Below are 20,902 nucleotides of genomic sequence, written 5' to 3' on the forward strand. Positions count from 1 at the left end.
CGAGTTGCGGCTTATTTCTGATATATTATGTTATAAGGTTAATGGCGGAGATAAGCGGTAGAAAATTCCACTTTGGCTGAAGGCCTACCATAAAAAAGGAATTCAACTTACCTTTACAGGAAAAAGGAATGGAAAAAGAACAACAGACCCAGGAGCTGCCCTCGCCGACACTTCAGGAGGTACAGGCACAGGTAGATCACTGGATTAAAACCGTCGGGGTTCGCTATTTTAATGAGCTTACGAATACAGCCATCTTGATGGAAGAGGTAGGAGAGCTCGCACGGCTGATGGCACGCATGTATGGAGAACAGTCCTTTAAGGCCTCCGATGAAGATCGTGATCTTGGGGACGAAATGGCCGATGTGCTTTGGGTATTAGTCTGCCTGGCGAACCAGACTGGAGTAGACCTGAGTGCAGCTTTACGCCGAAATTTTGAGAAAAAAAATATCCGTGACCAGCGGCGGCATCAGGAAAACGACAAGTTAAAAGAGTAGCAGCGCTTGCCTATCCTGAGCACGCGATAGGAGCCTTTGGGTGGGACAGTGCACATGACTACCGCCGAAAGTACTCTTTTAGGTGAGTAAGTTTTTCTCGTTCACCCTTAGTAGCGGTAGCGTAGTTGGAGACTTAGGTCATGCTGCGTGTTCCCTTGGATTTCTTGCCAGCCACTGCTAATGGTCCAGAGATCTGTGTACAGGTCCGCGCGATCCGACCGTAAAAGGTAAACCGATCACCGAGGCGCTTGCTGACCAAGAGATAGGTGCGCTGTCCTCGGCCATGGAAAGCGGGAATCGAAAAGGCGCGAAAGACCTGTTGCTCAAATAAATACTGCCGCGTGTCGAAGTCATCGGTTTGGAAGAGGGCCATGCGGGCAGAAAAGCGCCAGGTATGCAGGCGATAGTGGAGGTCTTGCGCCAGCGCAAAACCCCGACTCGGCTCCAGATTTCCGTGTCTGAACTGTGCCCACTGCAGGCGTGTTCTGCTTTCCCAGCCCTCTTGAAAGCGCTTGCTGAAATTGAGTACGGCCTGTGTGCGATGGGTACCCCAAAGTTGAAAGAGGCGGACGCCCTCCTGCTGGGGGGCATTGCGGTCTTTTTGGGTGTAGCGGGTAAAAAATATCCATTCATCGGTTTTGTAGGGGGAAAAACGCAGGCGCAGAAGGTACTCATAGCCATCCCCAGGCCCATAGGCACGAAAACGAGCCTCCCGAAAGGAAAAAAAGTCCGCATACGTAGTGAGCAGCCAGCGCCTTCCTTTTTCGTATTTGAGGCCCACATACAGCCCTTTTTCATTTTCAGGTCGTGTATTTTCAGCGAAAGCGGCAGCGTAAAAGCTGGAGAAATCGGGTGCATAGTCTCGCCAAAGCAGAGAAAGGGAAAGCTGTGGGTGGAGGGCGCTCATAAGTCCTACGGTGTAGGCAGCTCCACGGCCCATGCTTTGGGCGAATTCTCCAAAAAGCAGATGATTTTCCCAGTTCAAGCTTCCGTACAGGCTGCCTACAGTATGCTGCTGCCCACGAAAACGCTGCTGGTTGTACCGATTCGGGATCGGCATCCATTTCTGTCCGAAGTTCGTGTGGAGGACATTGATGCCAACCTCCCAAAGCCCTTTAGCACCTGAGTAGTGGTAATTTCCCCCCAGGTCCATAACACGCTGCTGCTGTTTAGCAGCCAGCTCTGAGGCCGTGCGGTAGCGACCGACGGTGGGGAAGGAGCGAATCCTAAGCGAAAAGGTTTCCTCCGTATCCGCATCGGGCTCATGAAAGCGCGCATCCCGTTTTTGGCTGGAAGCCATTAGGCTCAGCTGATGCCCTTTCTCCTGAAAAGTGACCGTAGCACCTCGAAAGTACCCGAAGGGCATCGTGCCTGTGAAGGGACGGCTCCCCTTGCTGCTCTGGCGCAGAGAGGTGATGGTTTCGGCACCCTTACCCACTTGAAAGCCACCTCCGAAGACGAGCCCTTGGCCGAACTGTAGGACATAATCCCCTAAAATGAGTGCCCGCATACGTCCCTTGGGATAAAGCGCGGCATGAAAGCCTTGATGGTTATACCCCAGACGCCGTGTCTGTGGGTCCCAGAGAAAGGCTTCTCCGGGCTGTTTGCTCAGGGTGAGCCCAAAACTAAAGGCGCCCGGTTTCGCATAGCGTGCTAAAAGTAGGTGCTGCCAAGGGTCGCCTAAATAGGCCGCAGGACCAGCATCCGTTCGAAAGCCTCGACGCGTTTCTAGGGTGCGTGCAGCGCGCTGCAAAATATCCCAGGTTCCTCCTTTTTTTAGATTATCGCGTAGATTTCCAGTGTCGGCGAGGGGTGCCTGTAGCTGTACGAAAGGCAAAAAAAGCTGGAGGGACTCTAGGGATAAGGCTTCGATCCCCTGCAGCTCGTAAAGGGACTGAAAGGGGCCAAATTCCTCCCGAAACTGTAAGAAAGCATCGATTTCTCTTTTGGTCCAGATGCCGAGGGCCTGAATTTCAGCCCCGCTGATTTCATTCACCCCGCGAGGCTGGGAGAGGGCTTCAAGCAGCTGCTCCTGGAGCGCCTCGAGGTCGAGATCCTCAGCCTGCGTACTGAATAAAATATTTTCTAGCAAGCGTTCGAAATTAGGGTCCTCCTGCGCGCATGCCAGCGTGAGCATACCTGCCCAGAAAAGCAGTAGCAGGCCTGCCTTTTTTATAAAAGATGTCATAGCTGAAAAAAGTTAAAAATCCAGTCGAAAGGCAGCATGATGCGTGAAGCCAAGGGCCTGATGATGGCGTGAAGCGAAAGAGATATCCAGCTTGCCATACCGAAACCCAAAGCCTCCATGCAGGCTTTCCTGCAGCTGATTCACACCGATGCGCAGCTGCAAAGCCTCTACGAGCTGATAGGCTAAACCTGTCTGGACACCAAAGGGATAAAAAAGATCCTTTTCCCCTTGGGCAAAGACCTGAAGCTTTTCGGAGAGGTGATAGCCTAGTCCAATTTTAATCAGGGAAGGATAACGCTCCTCGGTTTCTGAACTCCAGCGCGCCGCGTTTAGGTTGACCGCATGCATGCCCATAAAAAGTCTTTTGGAAAGCGCCATGTGCAGCCCCGCGTCGATATAAAATGCCCCCGCACTCCCGATACCTGCCATGTATAGGGTGGAGTAGGTGACTTTCACCCCGATGGCCGCAGGACCTACCGGTGCGCATAGGCCAGCTTGAGCTTACTCTCATGCAGATGGGGTCCCCCGAAACGAGAGGCACCCACAGTCACGCTGCCATTCGCTAGGGGATGAACATAGGCAGCCCCGAGACTGCTAAGCTCGGCCAGCTGCCAGCGATGGTCGTAGCCCACTACTGCGCTGGCCTCGGTAACCAAGCCTAAGGCCCCTGGATTATTAAACAGCGCCCAGCCGTCCACGAGCGTAAGCGAAGCATGCCCTAAAGCAGCTGCGCGGGCGCCCTTGGGAAGTAGTTCTTGACTCCCCTGAGCGTGGAGGTCCTGTTTCGGAAGCACATAAAGCAGAATCAGGAATAAAAAAGTAAAGCGATCGTACATAAGAAAAAAATTTCCAGCAAGATCCGCATTTCGAACGCCCGAACTCGGGCGCTAAACACTTCTAGTCTGTTGCAATCGGTTGCAGCACCTACACCATGAAACAACATATAGTTGTTTAGCGCAATCCACTAACATTTCCCCATAGCGTAGCCTTATTTTCTCAAATAAAAGACTATATTTGGCATGGAAAAAATAGTGTTTTTTACATTTTTATGCTGACTGAAGTAGTTCAAACACAAAAAATAGGTATACATGGCGTTTGAGATGGAGTGGGAGTTCGATCGGCTGATGGAATTTCATGAGTATAAGATTCCGTATTTGGAGGCAAAAGCGCATTTTAATGCTTTAAACGAGTTGGCCGCTCAGATTTTTCAAGTGCCGTTTTCGTTTACCCATGTTTTTGATGCTACGAATCAGTGGGCCATAGGCGCTTACGGTGCGGATCCTACCTTAACACCTCGGATCGCGACCATTTGTCACCATACCATCGCCCAAAGTGATCCCGTAGAAATCAAGCGACTGGATTTAGACGCGCGCTTCGCTGATGCTCCTTGGGTAGTGGCGGCTCCTTTCTTCAAGCATTATTATGGCGTGCCTTTGGTTAATCCGAATAAACGCGTTTTAGGAACCCTGTGTGTTATCGCTACGGAGGATCAGGAGTTTACAGAAGTACAGAAGCGCATGCTGCAGCTCTTAGCGCAAGAGTGCGTGGATAAATTAGAGGCGCTACGTGAGCGCAACGCTCTCTTGAAATACGTAGCATCTACCCGCTACTATAATAGTGCCGTCCTTCATGATGTCCGCTCTCCCTTGTATTCGCTACGGCAGTTTGCCGCCCTAGAATCTGAGGAGGCCAAGACGATGGCGGAGTCTAAAAATGATGCCTTTGCCCTAGCGGTACATGGATTGGCCAGCACCCTCTGCGAACGCTTAGACGATTATCTAGGCCAAAGCGAGGAGGCTAAAAAGTTCCAAAACACCGCTGATGTGGACCCGGTCGATATCGTAGAGATTCCGGATCTCCTACGGGAGTATTACGGGCCTCTCGTACATGCTTTTGGCTGTACCTTTGACATTCGTTTTGCGCCCGGTATAGCGCCGCGTAAAGGCTTCTTTCCTCGCTCGAAAGTCTTAGAAATTATCGGAAATATGCTTTCTTACGCCGTCAGCGCGACCGAAGACAAGCATGTTCCCGTACGTGTGGAGATGAAATACATGTCTGTAGAGCACCAACTTTTTGTGGAATTTATTTTTGCCAGCCCCCCACTTGCGGAGGCAGTGGTCCAAAACATTCTAGCCATCCGCCAGCATGATGAGCAGCAGGGAGAGGAAACCTACGGAGATCGGTTTAAACTGAAGTACATCGCCTACGCGGTACGTAGCGTGGAGGGCAAAATGGAAATCGGGGAGGACCACCGCAGCCAGCACTGTAGACTAGCCGTCTTACTCCCACTAAAGGACATGAAAAAGAGCCGCGTACACATGGATCACCCTGAGTCTTGGCCCCAGTTTTACTTAAATAGTTAAGCCGTTTCCTTTGGCCTTCGGCCAAAAAAAAACAATTAAAAAGGAGCGCGGAAATTTATAAAGAACACATTCTCCCCATTATTATTTCGAGAAAGCTCGAAGCGGATGGCCAGATCGTATAAGCTGACGAAATCCAGGCCCAGCCCGTAGCCGAACAAATAACTATTCGCCAGGCGCTGATTTTCCGGTAGACGCAAGCGGTCGTTCACATAGCCATGGTCGAAATTCGCACTCAGGTAAAAGGTGATCGGCAAAAAGGAAATCTCGTCAAAAGGAATGAAGTCGCTCAGGTCCCAGGCATAGTCGAAAAACTTGAAACGCAAGGAATTTTTTTGCACGATAAACTGCTGCCCTTCCACCACATTAAACTCGTAGCCCCGAATAAAACTAGGCGCGTAGCCGATGCCTGTCACTAAGGTGTAGGGCTGCTGGCGGCCAAAGAAATAGGTCCCACTAGCACCTGTGGCGAGGTGAAAACGCTCCCCTAGGGGCAGAAAGCGGCTGGCGGAGAAACTGAATTCCAAGTCATTTATATCATCTGAGGGGAGCAGCCCATATTTGCGCAAGCTCGCATCCTAAAAAAGCCCCCCGAGTAGGATAGGCATTGTTATTCCGCCGATCATGCCGAAAGGTGTAGGCCGCCGTAAAGTAGCGCAGACGCCGTCCCTCATGCAGAAAAAAATTCGGGTTTTCCGCCAGCACATCGGCATTCATGAGCGTGTTGTTAAACCCGAGATTGACAAAGTGAAAATTGTAAAAACTCCCTCTATACGTGTAGCGAATAGCCGCAGCGGTGTTTCTCCTGAGCACCTCCTCGTTTTCATTGGTAAAGAAAATTTGCCTGTTGTTCTCAGAGCGTAGCGCCACCGTTTTCTGCGTGAAATAGGTAAACTGCGCCGCGATGCCATGCTTTTGATTCCGGTCTATATAGGGAATGGAGTACAGCACATCGAAGGCCTCCGTGAAGCCGAGCTGCCCCCCGATGCGCAACTTCTCATTCCGGCCGGCCACATTGTTATGGGCCACACGCATCCCGAAATTAACACGCGAAAGGTCTCGTTCTTGGTTGGTCCACCATTCGGCGAGGTTTCGGTCGGCTAGCGCCAAAATAATATTTGGATAGATGTACCAGCGTTCGGTGACGGTGACGAGAATGTCCACCGTATTTTGACCATAGACGATGGGCTGCACCGTGACCTGATTAAAAAGCAGCAGGTTATACACCTTAGCCCGATCGGCCTCCAGCTGCTCGAGCAGAAAGCCCCAGGTGTAGGTGCCTCCCTCTTCCAGGGTCAGCTCACGGGAGATGATGTTTCGGCGGGTTTTTTCGTTTCCTACCACATAAATGGAGCCCACGGTCACTTCAGATTCTGGACTCAGGTCACTTTGCGCTTCCGCGCAAAGGACAAGGCCAAGCCAAAGGCCCAAAAAAAGGCCTACCAAGCGACTACCAGAAGAGCTCCAACCACTAAATTCCATGCTTTCTCCTTAACGCAAGCACTGGCTCGCGCGTATATGCTCGCTTACGCTTTTTTCTCTAGACTGGGTGGCTGGGGAGCCCCATTTTTTAGGGCGCGCACCACTAAAATGATGCCCGCGATTACGAGTGGAATGCTGAGTAGCTGTCCCATGTTAAACTGTAATCCCTCTTCGAACTCCACCTGGTTTTCCTTCATAAACTCCCAGAAAAAGCGCATGCCAAAGACCAAGATCAAAAATAATCCTAAAAGGAGGCCTTCGGGAACGCGCTCTTTCATGCGGATCCAAAGGACCAGGAGCAGTAAAAAGATCAGGAAATAGGAGAGGGACTCGTAAATCTGGGTGGGGTGCCGGGCGATGCCAAAGGTCTCCACCGTCACGCGATAGCTGCTGCCCTGATCGCTGATGCTCATGGTAACTGTCCCCTCAGCTGGTTCTGCCAGGTACTTCTGCGAGCTACGGTAACGTGTTAAAATATATTTAATATCCTGTCCCAGTACACGTTCGAGCTCCTCCTTTTCGAAGGCCCCTTTCGCAACTTGAAGCTCGAAATTTACCGGAACGATCCCATTTCCCACTAATTCGCTTTGTCTGTTATCGGGCTTATAGGCATTTACATCGAGGATGGGCACCTTGAGCTCCCGCATGATCTCTACTGCTTCACGGGCGAAAACGAAGCCACTATCTGACTCGGTCGGCTTGCCCCCGATTTCGGAGTTCATTAGGTTGCCGATCCGAATCATGGCCCCCACCATGGCGGTGACGATCACGATTCTGTCCACCACCCATAGGTAGGACTGTCCCGGTGTTTTGCGGGCATAGAGATAGAGGGCAAACAAGATCGCGAAAGCGGCTCCGTGGCTGGCAAGTCCCCCTTCCCATACCTTTAAAATGTCGATGGGGTTACTCAGGTAGCGGTCGGGCTCATAAAACAAGACATGCCCCAGTCGCGCACCGATGATGGTGGAGAGCACCATATAGATGGTCAGCCTGTCCACCAGCTCCGCTTTATGGCCTTCTTTTGTGAAAAAATAGACCATGATCTGCTGCGAGATGATAAAGCCTAGTGCGAAAAGCACGCTATACCAGCGTAGGCGTGGAAAGGCAGAAAAGATGGCGGGATCAGCATCCCAGACCGTATAGGCAAGTAATGTATGTAACATGCTAATGTACGAACGTTAAGAACGTGTAAACTTACTATTTTTCGAGGGTTTTCCCTGTTAAATTCACTACTAATCCGCTGAATAGGCCTCCAGCTCGGCCAATTCCTCCCGGAAGCCACCACTTAAAATCGGAAAGCGGTACCAGGTCTTCGGGTCCACGTTGAAGTCATCCAAGTGAAAGGAAGGGGCGAGGCGCTCTCTTTTCCACTGATTTTGGCTCCAAAGCCTAAAAAATCGGATCACCGATGTCTTCAGGGCCTCAGGATCTCCCCACTTGCCCTCTTCAAGCAGATTTTTATACACATCCAGTGGCGATCGGTACTCCCGAATGGCCAGGCATTCGATCGCCAGCAGAAGGGGGTAGGGCATGAGGTCCTCCTCATCGCGCTGCTCTTGCGCCAGCGGGCGAAGCTCAGCCGAGGGTTGTAGGCTGTTTACGCCAGCCAAACCGCTGTAGCCCAGTTCTTTTTCCGCCCAGCGCAACCACTGCAGCACGAAGACCTTGCTAAGCCCTGCGATCGGGGAGATGCTGCCGCTGGTGTCTCCGTCCATGGTGGCATAGCCGACATCCCCTTCGCTTCTGTTCGAGGTGGTCAGCAGGAGAGCCCCCTGAATGTTCGCCAGCATCCAAATGATGGGAGAACGTGCACGCGCTTGAATATTTTGGAGGGCCAGGTCATCCTCTTGCCAGCTGAGCTCCCGGCCGAGGGCCTTTGCGATTTTTTGGCTGTAGCCCTGCACTTCTGCATCGATGGTCCAGTGGTGGAAGCGTGCGCCGATGGATTCTGCCAGCATGCGCGCACTGGCGAAGGTGGCTTCGGAGGAGTTTTCCGTGCCTTGATAGGCGGTAGTAAATAGCCTTCCGGTAAGGGCCTTCAGCTCCTCGGTTTCTGCCTCCGGGGGGAGGGATAGCGCCTGCGCAAAGGCCTTTTGGCCAAGGGCCTGGACTCCTCTACGCACCATTTCCGCGACCATGACGGCGATGCTGGAGGAATCTGCCCCACCACTAAGGGAGAGGACGAATCCTTTCGCACGGCTCTTTCGTAGGTAATCGAAAAGCGCTAAGCTGACGGCCTGCGTAAGCTCTTCATTTTGATCGTATGCGGCCTTCGGCCAAAGGGGCGCTGCCTGCTGCTTCTGGTAATGAAAGCAGTGTAGGCGAAAGGGCTGGAAGGAAAGCAGCTCTCCTTTATACACGATCCCATGGGGCTGTGCGATAAGGGTCTCCCCGTCGAAGATCATGCGTCCAGACTCATTTCCGGTTAAGTTTATGTAGCAGTATGTGCCCTTTAAAATACCCACGCTCTCCATAAGGAGATCCTCGCGGGTTTGGGTTTTGCCCATGGCATAGTGGCTGGCACTCGGGTTAAAAATGAGGTCCACTCCTTTTTCGGCTAGGCGGTAGGCAGGTCGGTCCGCTCCTCTCCAGGCATCTTCACAGATTTCAAAGCCGATTTTATGGCCTTCCAGCGTATAGATGTAGTCGCCAAAGGGAATGGTCTGGCCCCGAAACTCGATGCTGTCCAGCCTGTCTGCAGGCCAAGGCTCAAACCAGCGGAACTCATAATGTACGCCGTCGATGGCCATGAACTGCTTGGCGATGCATGCCTTTAGGCTGCCATTCTCTAGAATCGCCATGCAGTTATAGAGCTTGCCGCCTTTTCGAATGGGCAAGCCGACGGCAAGGCTGATGTTTTCGGTGTGTGGAAGCAGTTTTTCCAGCTGCTCCCAAGCTTTTTTCGGGTACCAGTAGCTTAAAAATAGGTCTTCAGACCCATAGGCGCATAGGGAGAGCTCGGGGAAACAGAGAAATGCTATTTCTTGTTCTTTCGCTTCCTGGATGGCTAGTAGGATGCGGTGAAGGTTGCCGTTCCAGTCTAAAGGGGTTTGGTTAACGGTGGCCAAGCCGATAGCGAGTGGCCGTGTAGAATTTTCGCTCATTCGAATGTGCACAAGGACGTTACTTAGAGGAGGGAGAGGCTTTCGCAGGCAGCCTTAGCAGCTTCCTGTTCCGCTTTCTTTTTCGTGGCTCCCTTACCTGTGGCGATGCTGGTTCTATCCACTAAAATTTCTACTGTAAACTCTTTAAAGCGCTGATTTCCTGTGACGGACACCGTGCTGAATTCGATGACTTTCGATTCTTTTTGGCTCCATTCGATGATCTTGCTTTTGTAGTTCGCAGTCGTAGTGATGAGGTCATCGACATCAAAGTGGATAACAATTCTTTTCAGCACAAAGTTGCGGGTGAAGGCATATCCTCGGTCCATGTAGATGGCCCCGACCATGGCTTCGAGAGTATCTCCGTAGATGGATTTATGGATTTGAAAGTTTTTTCCGCTTTGCTGTGCTTCGATGATTTTTTGTAAGCCGATTTTTCTGGCGATTTCATTTAGGGCTTCTCTGTTCACCATCCGTGAGCGCGTCTCCGTGAGGAAACCTTCATCTCTGTAGGGGAATTTTTGGTAGAGGAACTCAGCGATGATGGCGCCTAGGAAGGCGTCGCCGAGGTATTCGAGCCGTTCGTTTGAAATTTTTAGCCCATGCACCACTTCATCTGCGATGGAGGCATGCTTTAAGGCGAGGGCATAAAGCTCAATGTTTAAAGGCTTGCTACCTACCATGTGTTGGATGGAAGATGCAAGCCTTTTTTGATTTTTGTTATAGAAGATCGACCGAAGTCGAAGCAATAGCGTTCGGATCAAGTTACGCGTCTATTTTTTTGAAGATGATGGAACAGTTGTGTCCGCCAAATCCAAAGGTGTTGCTCAAAGCCGCTCTGACTTCTCTTTTTTGTGCCTGGTTAAAGGTAAGGTTCACTCCGCTATCGAAGGCTTCATCGTCTGTGAAGTGGTTGATGGTCGGAGGAATAATTCCATTTTTAACGGCTAAAATCGAAGCGATCGCTTCCACGGCACCTGCGGCACCCAGGAGGTGACCCGTCATGGATTTGGTACTACTTACGTTTAGCTTGTAGGCATGCTCTCCGAAGACAGACTGAATGGCTTTGATTTCGCTCACATCTCCGAGTGGTGTAGAGGTACCGTGTACGTTGATGTAGTCGATATCTTCTGGCTTCAGGCCTGCATCTTCTAGTGCAAAGCGCATCACGTTCGCGGCACCTTCACCTTCTGGATGTGGTGCGGTGATATGGTGCGCATCTGCGGTCATACCGCCACCTACTAATTCCGCGTAGATTTTGGCACCACGTGCTTTCGCATGCTCATATTCTTCCAGAATGATGGCGCCAGCACCTTCGCCTAAGACGAAGCCATCTCTGTCTTTATCGAACGGGCGAKTGGCAGTTTCAGGCGAATCATTTCGCTGGGAAAGTGCTTTCATGGCGTTAAATCCGCCGATACCTGCTTCTGTCACGGCTGCTTCAGAGCCGCCAGAAATGAAGATATCTGCTTTTCCTAAACGAATATAGTTGAAGGCATCGATAAGTGCATTTGTGCCGGAGGCACAGGCAGAAACCGTCACAAAGTTCGGGCCTTTGAATCCGTATTTAATGGAGATAAAGCCAGTACTTATGTCGGCGATCATTTTTGGTATAAAGAATGGGTTAAAACGTGGTGTTCCGTCACCTGTAGCGAAAGTCGTCACTTCATCCTGGAACGTACGTAAACCACCTATTCCGGAGCCCCAGATTACGCCAGCGCGCAGGGGGTTGATTTTTTCTAGATCAAGCCCGGAATCTTGCATAGCCTCATCCACAGAAATCATAGCATACTGCGTAAAAGGATCCATTTTACGGGCTTCTTTCCTGTCTATGAAGTCTTCTACATTCAGATTTTTGACCTCACAGGCGAATTGTGTCCTAAATTTAGATGCGTCAAATTTCGTGATAGGCGCAGCACCACTTACACCCGCTACTAACCCGTCCCAGTAAGCTGGAACGGTGTTACCAATGGGTGTAAGGGCACCTAAACCTGTAACAACTACTCTTTTTAAATTCATAATTTAAGCTTATGAATTTTATTTAACGTTAGCCTCTAAATAATCGATCGCCTGCTTAACAGTACCGATTTGTTCAGCTTGTTCGTCCGGAATCGAGATGTTAAATTCCTTTTCGAATTCCATGATGAGCTCTACCGTGTCAAGAGAGTCAGCACCAAGATCATTCGTGAAGCTAGCCTCAGGAGTAACCTCACCTTCATCTACGCCAAGCTTATCAACGATAATGGCCTTTACTTTTTCTGCAATTTCAGACATTTTAGATCAGTTTAAATTTTAAACACTCCGCAAAGAAATAGATTTAATGCCTTATTGCCAAAAAAAAATGGCAACTAAATGAAGATATTCATGTAGCGTGTTAAAGTTGAGCGAGAATGCTTAACTTTGTTTTTTGACGTCATCCAGCCATGAAGAAAACCCAACTCCTGATAGACCCCTCATACGAATTTGAGTTATTGGGACTGGTGACTCCTTTAAAAGCACATACGCTGGCCTTCTGGTTAAACAGAAAGTTAAACATCCAGCTGAAGCGCGTAGAGGATCATGAAGTGTATGCGGCACGTGGGGTGAAATTAGCAGCTGTCCTCTTTAAGCATACCCTGGAACATGGCTATCTGGCGCTACTCCAAAACCGTGGCTTCCTTCACGGAGGAAAGCGAGGGTATGTGCTTCCAGAGCTCAAGCAGATGGATTATTTCTTCCTCTTTGAGGATGAAAGCGCAGGCTTCGACCCCGTCCAGTACGGGGAGCGTATCCGGAGCTGCCCAGGGGTGCAACTTGTTTTCAAGCCGGATATTCGTAAATTGAAATCTAAAGACAATCTTATAACCTATTAAATACTCTTAAACCTATGATTAACCAATCGTTTAATCGCACGAAAATTTTAGCGACTGTGGGTCCTGCCTCGAATTCTGAAGACGTTCTCAGAAGCCTTGCCGCAGCCGGCGCTAATGTTTTTCGCCTGAATTTTTCGCACGGAAACCACGAAGGACATGCCGCTGTTATCGAAAAAATTAGGAAAATTAACAGGGAGACGAATTCCAGCCTAGGTATTCTCCAGGACCTTCAAGGTCCAAAAATTCGCGTAGGGGAGGTGGAAAATAATGGGGTCACCATCAAGCCTGGGGATGCGCTAACCATTACCTCGGAGGAGATGGTGGGAAATAGTTCCATGGTTTCTACCGTTTACCAAAACCTCCCAAATGACGTAAAAGAGGGCGACCGCATCCTAATCGATGACGGTAACTTAGAACTCCGAGTAAACAGTACCGATGGTAAGCAGGTACACTGTACCGTCATTCACGGTGGACTTTTAAAGTCCCGAAAAGGCATCAACCTGCCGAACACAAAGGTCTCTGCTCCTTCTCTTACCGAAAAAGACATAGAAGACCTCGCCTTCGGTCTAGAGCAAGAGGTGGACTGGATCGCACTTTCTTTCGTCCGCTCAGCAGCGGATATCGAAGACCTAAGACGCCGCATCCAGGCTGCTGGTAAGTTTTGTAAAATCGTGGCGAAAATCGAAAAGCCAGAGGCACTGGAAAATATAGATGAAATCATCGCCGCCACAGATGCCATCATGGTGGCACGTGGAGACCTCGGGGTAGAGGTGCCTATGGAAAAGGTGCCGCTCTGGCAGAAAACCATGGTGGAGAAGTGTAAACTGGCCTGTAAGCCGGTTATCATCGCTACCCAGATGCTGGAAAGCATGATCGTAAATCCTCGCCCTACACGTGCCGAGACAAATGATGTCGCCACCGCCGTGCTGGATGGAGCGGATGCCGTAATGCTTTCGGCAGAGACCGCCTCTGGAAACTTCCCGATAAATGCGGTAAAGGCCATGAGCACCATCATCGCCCATATCGAGGAAAATGCACCGATCTACCATAATCTCTTTAAAATTCCCGAAACGGATGAGACGTTCCTGTCGAACAACCTCATCCTCATGGCCGTTCGCCTCTCGCGAAACGTGAAAGCAAAAGCCGTGGTGGGCATCACCTCTTCTGGATTCACTGCTTTCCGTGCCTCTGCACATCGCCCTTCAGCGAGCATTTTTATTTTTACCCGAAACAAACCGCTTATCACCCAGCTGAGCCTGGTCTGGGGGGTGCGCGCCTACTACTATGAGAGTAACGTGTCCACAGATGCTACCTTCATGGATTTACAAAATAAATTGAAGGAAGACCGTCACGTGGTTCCAGGAGATATCGTCGTGAACACGGCCAGTATGCCGTTAAAAGCGAAAGGCAAGACGAATATGTTGAAAATCCATATCGTGGAATAAATGGCGCCCTACAGGTGCTTGCGGGGTCTGTATCTTCAGGTGAAGGTACAGACTTTTTTTTTGCCCGAAGGGCAAAGGGGGCTTCTGATTATTACCACAAGATGAAGTGGGGTACAGGAAGTTCTCCTGCAGGTTAAGCCTTCATTAAGGCTCATTAACATGTTAAAATTTAACATGCAGATGAAGTGGAGACCACGACTTTTGTGGCATCAAACGACACTTTATCTTACTATGCTTAACGTATTACGCTTACGCGTGCTGTTTCTGATTTTCGGAACGGTATGCTTGCTGGCCTCACCCGGGTCAGCTTACGCTCAGGCCACGAATGCCACTATCGGTGGCGTGGTGACCGATGAAAGGGGAGAGGCCATGCTCGGAGCCATGGTGCTCGTCCGTAATGAATCCACTGGTTTTGAGGCTGGTGCCGTGACGGGGGTCGATGGCCGCTTTACATTCCAGCAGCTTCCCTTAGGAAGTCCTTACTCGGTAACCATCAGCTACATGGGCTATCAGACGCAGCGCTACACAGGATATACCCTGAACCAGGGGGATCGTATCCAGGTGCGTGTAGAGATGACTTCCAGCGATAGTCAGCTGGAAGAGGTAGTGGTAACAGGCAATAGCTTTAAAAATCAGATCGATAAGCTAGGTGCTGTGACGGCCATCGACTCGAAGCAGATTAAAAACCTACCTACGGAAGGAAGGAATTTTGCTAACCTGACGGCGCTTTCTCCGCTGCAGGGTGGCGGAGCGCTCAACCTCGGTGGACAGCGCAGAACATCCACGAACATCACCTTAGATGGTGTAAATGCGCGTAATCAGTTGACCGCCGGAGAAATCGGAAGAGGGCCCTACACCGTTTCCATCGAAGCGATTCGGGAATTCGAGGTGGCCACGAATGCCTATGATGTGACGCAGGGCGTCAGGCTGGGGGTGCACTGAATGCGGTGACCAAGGCAGGTACGAATGAAATGGAAGGTGCTGCTTTCGTGTATCACCGAAACGATAATCTAGCTAGCCAAACGGATATTCGCGGGGTGCAGCGGGATGTGAGCTTTCATAATACCCAGTGGGGTTTCAGCTTGGGAGGGCCTATCATTAAAGATAAGCTTCACTTCTACACCGTTTTCGATCGGCAAGATGCAGGTGAACCGGTTTTTATCGCAGATATTCGAAATGAGGATGATGAGCGTCGCCTGCGGATTCGCCAGGACACGCTAAATCGCTTTATCGACATCGCACGTAATAAGTTCGGCGTAGGCCCTGAGCAGCAGGTGGGGGAGTTCGGCCGTACCACAGTAGCCAACACGATTTTTGCACGTATCGACTGGCAGATTAATAAGCGCAACAAGCTGACGATCCGAAATAATTTCACCAACTGGAGTAATCCTTTTTCTGTAAACGACAATACGGCCATTAACCTCGCTGAGGTATGGGGAGATTTTACTTCGAAAGAAAATAGTTTGTTGGTTTCCCTACGAAGTATCGCCAATGCCTCTACGACGAACGAGTTAAAAGTTCAGTTTCAGCATGCAGAGCGCGCTTTTGCACCGAATAGTCAGTTGCCTTTCTTTAACATCCCACGGGCGATCGTACGGGTAGAGTCTCCTTTCCCTACGGAAAGTAATCCGAACGCGATCCAGACGACGAACGTGCAGATCGGTGGGCAGCGTTTTTTACCGGAGACGAATATGGAGCGGCAGTTGCATTTCGTAAATACCACCTACATGCAGCGGGGTAAGGTCAACTTGACTTTTGGTACGGATAATATGATCACGTACTTGGAGACCCTGCTCACCAGTGAGCAAAACGGGCGCTTTTTTTACAATAGCTTGACTGATTTCGAAAATAACCGCCCTTTCCGCTATGCGCGTGAGGTGCCGCTTCAGGGCCTGCCGATCGTGAAGCAAACGGTGATGGACTTTTCTGTGTTCGGTCAGGCAGAGTGGAATCCGCATCCAGACCTGAATGCTGTAGTGGGCATACGTTACGATGCGACCCTTTTTATGAATGCAGCGGCTCCCAACCCTGTCTTGAGAAATGAGCTGGGAATCAATACGCAGGTGAAGCCACAAGACTTCACGAATATTCAGCCGCGCGTGCAGCTGACATGGAACATCAAGGGCAAGAACACCGATGTGCTGAAATTTGGTGCGGGGATCTTTGCGGCTCAGCCGCATTACTATGCGCAGGTGAACAACATCCAAAATTCGGGTGTGATGTTAGCGGCGATCGACGTACAGGGCGATCTGGTTCCTGAGGCTGATTTTATCGGTTACCGTAATGGGTGCCTGCGCCAGGGTGCCGGAAGGAGCCGATTTTATTTCTACGATTAATGCGATCAGCGAGGATTTTAGAGTTCCGAATACGGTAAAAGCGAATGTAAACTATAATAAGTTCATCGGAGATCGCTTCCGTGTCGGTGCGAATGCACTCTTCTCGTATACCTATAATAACTACGTGTACTTGGAACGAAATTTAGTGGATGAGCCGTTTTTCCGTCTGGAAAATGAGGGCAATAGAGGTGTTTTCGTGCCTGCGGGGACGATTTCAGACCGTGGGCAGACGAACTGGTTGTTCTCTCGAGCTTCTGAAAATGTAGGACGTGTGCTGGAGCTGAACTCGGTGGCCTCTGCCTATCAGTATGCTTTTATCTTAGACGGTTCAGTCCGCATCGGTAAGGATGGTTATTTTACAGCTTCCTATACCTTTAATCAGGCTTTTGATAACTCCTCTTACAACTGCTGTGTGGCGAATACCTCGACTTTCCTTCCAGTGGTCGATGATTCGCGTGCGCTCAACTGGGGCTACTCAGATAATCAATTTCGGGATAAGGTGGTGCTAAATGGAGCTTCACCGACTTGGAAGGGCTTTGTTTTCGGGGCGAGTTTAATCGGTATCGGGGGCTCGCGTTATTCATTTATGACTTCGAATGGCTCTCTACAGGGGGATTTTCCACTGAATAATGCATTGGCTTTCGTCTTCGATCCGAATGATCCTGCCACGCCAGATGCGATTCGTGCGGGTTACGAGGCGATTCTAAATGACCCGAATACGGCCGAAAGTGCAAAGCGCTACTTGAGAGAAAGTTTCGGCTCTGTGGCGCGTCGTAATGGAGGAGAAAATCCATTTTTCTTCACGGTGGATTTACGTTTATTAAAAACGATTAAGACCTTCGGCAAGCAGCGCTTCGAAGTGTCGGCTGATGTTTTTAACTTCATGAATTTACTGAATAAAGACTGGGGGGTGAATAATGACTTGGGAAGAACGCGGAATCTACAGAGTATTCGGGGTTTCGATCAGGCCACACGTACCTACCAGTATAATGTAGAGTCTGGAGTAGGGGTGCTTCCGATTAACGGTACACCGTGGCGCATGCAGCTGGGCTTACGCTATGCTTTTTAAGCGGTAAGCCGAGCTTTCTTCCCTGAAAACTCAGTGTGTTTTGGTAGCAAGGGAGTATTTGGAGTCCGAGGAGCGCCGTGTTCGTTTCTCGGACTCTTTTTTGGTTCAAGCACCTCGCCTGTAGCGACAGTTCGAGGTAAAAAATGAACAGTTCAAGGTATAAATTCTACAAGTTAGGGATTGGCATGAAAACATTTTATTTTAAAGGGGTTTAATCCATAAAATAATTTTACTCTCTTATGAAAAAACTAGCCAATTATCTGCTCGCTGGAACGCTGTTCCTGTCCTTCTTCGCTTGTAGTGATGAAGAAGAAATGACGCCTCCAGTAATGGAGGAGGATGCACCTAACTTAGTGACGGCTGCCCAGAACGCCGGCCTTACGACCTTACTTGCCGCCGTGGAAGCTGCCGGAGTGGGGCCTACGCTGCTTCAGGCAGATGAGATTACCGTTTTCGCACCTTCTAACGAGGCTTTCGCAGCAGCACTGGCTGCCTTCGATGCGAACGATCTCGGTGAATTAGTAGCCACGCTTGGCGGTGTAGAGAACTTGGAAACTGTATTGGCATTCCACGTGGTTCCCTCTGTAGCTTTCGCGGCTGATTTACAGCCTTCTCAAATGCTTCCTACACTTAGCGGACAAGAAATCTTAGTGGAGCGCAGTGGAGACGCAGTGACAGTAACGGATGCGGTAGGAAATACCTTTAACGTAATCGCCGCTGACGTGGAAATCGAAAACGGTGTTGTACACGTAATCGATGGTGTTTTACTTCCTGAATTAGGAGAAATGGAAATGGAGGCCCCTTCTCTTTTAGAAGCCGCTACTGAGGCCGGCTTATCGAACCTCATCTTAGCAGTGACAGCAGCAGGTATCGCAGATGATTTAGCAGCTGCTGAAGCCATCACTGTTTTTGCTCCTAACGACGAGGCATTTGCAAATGCACTTGAAGCCTTTAATGTTTCCTCCTTAGAAGAGTTAGTGGTACGTATCGGTGGTGTAGAAAACTTAGAAACTGTTTTAGGCTTCCACGTAGTACCAGCAGTAGCTTTCTCTGGTGACTTACAGGCGACTAATACGTTTACTACCTTAGCAGGGCAAGAATTAACCGTTAATGTAGCCAACGGTACTGTAACAGTGGTGGACGCAGCTGGAAACACCTTTAACGTAGTGACTGCTGATGTAGCGATCGAAAATGGTGTCGTGCACGTCATCGACGGTGTTTTACTACCAGAACTTACCTTCCCTACAGTAGTGGAAGCAGCCACTGCAGCTGGTCTAACAGTCCTTTTAGATGCAGTTATGGCAGCTAACTTAGGCGAAACGCTTTTAGGAGCGGAGGCCATCACCGTGTTTGCCCCAACTAACGAAGCATTCGCTGCCCTTCTGGAAGAGCAGAATGTAGCTGACCTAGAGGGATTAGTGGAATTATTAGGCCTTGAAGAGGTCGTAAGAACACTTGGTTTCCATGTGGTGCCTACAGTAGCCTTCTCTTTTGACCTAGCAGAAGCGCGCAAGAGGTGCCTACACTAGCGGACGAAATGCTTACTGTAACACGTAGCAATGGCAACGTAACCGTCACAGATAATAATGGAAATACCTTTAATGTGACTACAGCTAATGTAGCCATCGAAAATGGGGTAGTTCACGTTATCGACGGTGTATTGCTCCCATAATTCGGCAATCCTTGCTTTTATATACATAGAAATGGGGCATGTTGTGCCCCATTTCTTCATCCAAAACATACCTGCACCGCGTATTTTCGATAAAGAAGGCCCATGTTCTCTCATCACTACCGTTGGTTATTTATCCTTTTCCTTACGGCTTTCTCCTTTTTAAACATCTGGTTGTTAGATGGGGATCGACTTACGTTAGTGGACGTACAGGCATTACCGCTAGGGCTTCTTATTTTGCTAGCCGTAAGCTACGTATGGGAGGGAAATCGTCTCCTTCAGCAGTACGTGGTGCCTCAGTTTACGCGTTTTCACGCCCTGATCACTCAGTTTTTTGTCCAGCCTACTGCTGACGGGTATCGGAGCACTTTTTTTTACTTGGGCTAGCGCCAAAACCTTCGGAGATCCTTTTTTCTTCCGTATAGAGAACTTCCTGCTCATCGCTGGCTTTATGTATCGCGTGAATCTCTTTTTAAATACGCTGCATGCATTGGTGTATTTCCATCAGCAGTATAAACAGAAAGCCTTAGAAGCAGAAAAGCTTTCCCGATTGAATTCCGAGGCGAAGCTGGAGCGCTTAAACGCGCAAATGAACCCCCACTTCTTTTTTAATAATCTTAACACCTTATCTGCACTCATCCAGACAGATGTGGAGGCAGCAGAGAATTACTTACAGCAGTTGGCAAAAATTTATCGCTACCTTCTGCAGCATAAAGATAGCGTGCTGGTCTCACTAGAGGACGAACTGGCGTTTATGCAGGCCTATCTCACGCTACTTGAAACCCGGTTTGATCGCGCTCTTTTGGTGGAAGTGCAGTACACCTCAGACTTAGACCAGACCCACCTAGGCATCCCACCTGCCACCCTACAGCTGCTCATCGAAAATGTGGTGAAGCACAATAGTTTTACACAGGCAAACCCCATGCGGGTTTCTCTCCATATAGCTCCAGAAAGCATAAAAATACGCAATAAAAAGCAGCTTAAACCGTATCCGGAAAACTCTAATGGGATAGGGTTACAAAACATTCGCGAAAGATATCAGTTTTTAGGTCATGCGATACAGGTTCAGGAAACTCCTGAACTGTTCGAGGTCGTTCTTCCCATGCTGAAACATCATGAAAATCTTACTTATAGAGGATGAACCGTTAGCCGCTAAAAGACTGCAGCAGCTGATTTCCAAGTTGCAGCCAGAATCCGAAATTTGTGGCTTAGCGCAGAGTAATGAAGAATTTGAGCACCTATTAACGACTCAAACGGAGGTGGATCTCATCTTCTGTGATATCCACCTTGCCGATGGGCATAGTTTCCATACCCTGCGCAAGCATCGGCTAGAGACACCGGTTATTTTTGTAACAGCCTTCGATCAGCATGCGCTCGAGGCTTTCGACCATTACTGTATCGATTATTTGTTAAAGCCCATAGAGGAAGTAAGTTAATGCGAGCCTTAAAAAAAGTTGAGCTTTTGCTGGCTAAAAGCGTGGGCCACTCGTCCGTCAGTGCCTTACCTGAACCTGAGTTATTCAAGCAGATGATTCAAGAAGTGCTCGATCTCCCTAAGCCAGCGTATAAATCCCGTTTTTTAGTGCATGTCGGTAAAAAAATGTACTTTATTTGGGCACAGGATGTCGCTTTCTTTCACTCTAAGGCCGGACTTACCTACCTCGTGACACGAGATGGTGGGCAGCGCTATTTAGTGGATGAATCTTTAAATGAGCTGGAAAAGGCCTTGGATCCAGCCATTTTTCACCGCATCAGTAGAAATACTATCGTACAAATCGAAGCACTTGATGTCATTTCCCCTTTTGAAAATGGGCGTCTTAAAATAGGAATCGGAGCGGCTAAGGGAGAGCTACTGGTAGTATCCCGCGAGCGCGTTTCTGGGTTTAAAAATTGGATAAATCAGTAA

General features: G+C 49.5%; 23 protein-coding genes. 13 read left to right on the top strand and 10 right to left on the bottom strand.

Annotated elements, in window-relative coordinates; translation table 11 throughout:
- Positions 1–128: 128 nt before the first annotated feature.
- Complete coding sequence (locus A3SI_RS08855; protein ID WP_009055215.1) at positions 129–494, top strand: nucleotide pyrophosphohydrolase; 366 nt, start codon at positions 129–131, stop codon at positions 492–494.
- 133 nt (positions 495–627) lie between these two features.
- Here the strand turns inward: A3SI_RS08855 and A3SI_RS08860 are convergent, their stop codons facing one another.
- The 3 genes from A3SI_RS08860 to A3SI_RS08870 are packed head-to-tail and all read right to left on the bottom strand — an operon-like array spanning position 628 to position 3,518.
- The gene (locus A3SI_RS08860) at positions 628–2,682 is read right to left on the bottom strand and encodes a hypothetical protein (RefSeq protein WP_009055216.1); all 2,055 of its coding nucleotides are present in this window, start codon (positions 2,680–2,682) and stop codon (positions 628–630) included.
- 12 nt (positions 2,683–2,694) lie between these two features.
- Positions 2,695–3,138, bottom strand: coding sequence for a hypothetical protein (locus A3SI_RS08865; protein ID WP_156810248.1), 444 nt, complete (start codon positions 3,136–3,138; stop codon positions 2,695–2,697).
- Between the two features lie 17 nt (positions 3,139–3,155).
- On the bottom strand, positions 3,156–3,518 hold the full coding sequence (locus tag A3SI_RS08870) for a hypothetical protein (protein ID WP_009055220.1): 363 nt from the start codon (positions 3,516–3,518) through the stop codon (positions 3,156–3,158).
- Between the two features lie 252 nt (positions 3,519–3,770).
- Between A3SI_RS08870 and A3SI_RS08875 the strand changes: the two genes are divergently transcribed.
- Entirely contained in the window at positions 3,771–5,045 is a 1,275-nt protein-coding gene (locus A3SI_RS08875; RefSeq protein WP_009055222.1) for a sensor histidine kinase, read from the top strand.
- Between the two features lie 35 nt (positions 5,046–5,080).
- Here the strand turns inward: A3SI_RS08875 and A3SI_RS20670 are convergent, their stop codons facing one another.
- The 7 genes from A3SI_RS20670 to A3SI_RS08905 form a co-directional block, all read right to left on the bottom strand.
- Positions 5,081–5,569 (bottom strand): hypothetical protein, encoded by a 489-nt coding sequence (locus A3SI_RS20670; protein ID WP_238531690.1) that lies wholly within the window; start codon positions 5,567–5,569, stop codon positions 5,081–5,083.
- A gap of 10 nt (positions 5,570–5,579) precedes the next feature.
- Positions 5,580–6,524 (bottom strand): POTRA domain-containing protein, encoded by a 945-nt coding sequence (locus A3SI_RS08880; RefSeq protein ID WP_238531691.1) that lies wholly within the window; start codon positions 6,522–6,524, stop codon positions 5,580–5,582.
- A gap of 44 nt (positions 6,525–6,568) precedes the next feature.
- A complete protein-coding gene (locus tag A3SI_RS08885; RefSeq protein WP_009055224.1) occupies positions 6,569–7,687 on the bottom strand; it encodes a prolipoprotein diacylglyceryl transferase in 1,119 nt (372 codons plus the stop codon).
- 69 nt (positions 7,688–7,756) lie between these two features.
- Positions 7,757–9,628, bottom strand: coding sequence for an NAD(+) synthase (gene nadE, locus A3SI_RS08890; RefSeq protein WP_009055226.1), 1,872 nt, complete (start codon positions 9,626–9,628; stop codon positions 7,757–7,759).
- Between the two features lie 23 nt (positions 9,629–9,651).
- Complete coding sequence (gene rnc / locus A3SI_RS08895; protein WP_009055227.1) at positions 9,652–10,308, bottom strand: ribonuclease III; 657 nt, start codon at positions 10,306–10,308, stop codon at positions 9,652–9,654.
- A gap of 82 nt (positions 10,309–10,390) precedes the next feature.
- On the bottom strand, positions 10,391–11,644 hold the full coding sequence (fabF, locus tag A3SI_RS08900) for a beta-ketoacyl-ACP synthase II (protein WP_009055229.1): 1,254 nt from the start codon (positions 11,642–11,644) through the stop codon (positions 10,391–10,393).
- Positions 11,645–11,662: 18 nt separating this feature from the next.
- The gene (locus tag A3SI_RS08905) at positions 11,663–11,899 is read right to left on the bottom strand and encodes an acyl carrier protein (RefSeq protein WP_009055231.1); all 237 of its coding nucleotides are present in this window, start codon (positions 11,897–11,899) and stop codon (positions 11,663–11,665) included.
- A gap of 149 nt (positions 11,900–12,048) precedes the next feature.
- Here A3SI_RS08905 and A3SI_RS08910 point away from each other — a divergent pair, with 149 nt between their 5' ends.
- The 11 genes from A3SI_RS08910 to A3SI_RS17385 all read left to right on the top strand — a co-directional run bounded on the left by A3SI_RS08910 (position 12,049) and on the right by A3SI_RS17385 (position 20,902).
- Entirely contained in the window at positions 12,049–12,477 is a 429-nt protein-coding gene (locus A3SI_RS08910; protein ID WP_040670549.1) for an IPExxxVDY family protein, read from the top strand.
- Positions 12,478–12,491: 14 nt separating this feature from the next.
- A complete protein-coding gene (pyk, locus tag A3SI_RS08915) occupies positions 12,492–13,922 on the top strand; it encodes a pyruvate kinase (RefSeq protein WP_009055235.1) in 1,431 nt (476 codons plus the stop codon).
- Between the two features lie 231 nt (positions 13,923–14,153).
- Positions 14,154–14,864 (top strand): carboxypeptidase regulatory-like domain-containing protein, encoded by a 711-nt coding sequence (locus tag A3SI_RS19690; RefSeq protein WP_202946852.1) that lies wholly within the window; start codon positions 14,154–14,156, stop codon positions 14,862–14,864.
- 5 nt (positions 14,865–14,869) lie between these two features.
- Positions 14,870–16,258, top strand: a complete 1,389-nt coding sequence (locus A3SI_RS19695; protein ID WP_202946853.1) for a hypothetical protein — start codon at positions 14,870–14,872, stop codon at positions 16,256–16,258.
- Complete coding sequence (locus A3SI_RS19700; protein WP_202946854.1) at positions 16,224–17,327, top strand: hypothetical protein; 1,104 nt, start codon at positions 16,224–16,226, stop codon at positions 17,325–17,327. The genes A3SI_RS19695 and A3SI_RS19700 overlap by 35 nt, the downstream gene beginning before the upstream one ends.
- A 239-nt stretch (positions 17,328–17,566) precedes the next feature.
- Entirely contained in the window at positions 17,567–18,856 is a 1,290-nt protein-coding gene (locus A3SI_RS08925) for a fasciclin domain-containing protein (RefSeq protein ID WP_009055236.1), read from the top strand.
- Positions 18,844–18,999, top strand: coding sequence for a fasciclin domain-containing protein (locus A3SI_RS21590; protein WP_083836474.1), 156 nt, complete (start codon positions 18,844–18,846; stop codon positions 18,997–18,999). Before A3SI_RS08925 ends, A3SI_RS21590 begins: the two co-directional genes overlap by 13 nt.
- 102 nt (positions 19,000–19,101) lie before the next feature.
- Positions 19,102–19,383 (top strand): hypothetical protein, encoded by a 282-nt coding sequence (locus tag A3SI_RS18905; protein ID WP_156810249.1) that lies wholly within the window; start codon positions 19,102–19,104, stop codon positions 19,381–19,383.
- Positions 19,331–20,137, top strand: a complete 807-nt coding sequence (locus A3SI_RS08935; protein WP_009055239.1) for a sensor histidine kinase — start codon at positions 19,331–19,333, stop codon at positions 20,135–20,137. Before A3SI_RS18905 ends, A3SI_RS08935 begins: the two co-directional genes overlap by 53 nt.
- A complete protein-coding gene (locus A3SI_RS17380; RefSeq protein WP_009055241.1) occupies positions 20,112–20,432 on the top strand; it encodes a LytR/AlgR family response regulator transcription factor in 321 nt (106 codons plus the stop codon). Before A3SI_RS08935 ends, A3SI_RS17380 begins: the two co-directional genes overlap by 26 nt.
- A 41-nt stretch (positions 20,433–20,473) precedes the next feature.
- Positions 20,474–20,902 carry a LytR/AlgR family response regulator transcription factor gene (locus A3SI_RS17385; protein WP_162098441.1) on the top strand — a complete coding sequence of 143 codons (429 nt, stop codon included), beginning with the start codon at positions 20,474–20,476 and terminating at the stop codon, positions 20,900–20,902.

This window comes from Nitritalea halalkaliphila LW7, assembly GCF_000265075.1.
GTDB classification, from domain to species: domain Bacteria; phylum Bacteroidota; class Bacteroidia; order Cytophagales; family Cyclobacteriaceae; genus Nitritalea; species Nitritalea halalkaliphila.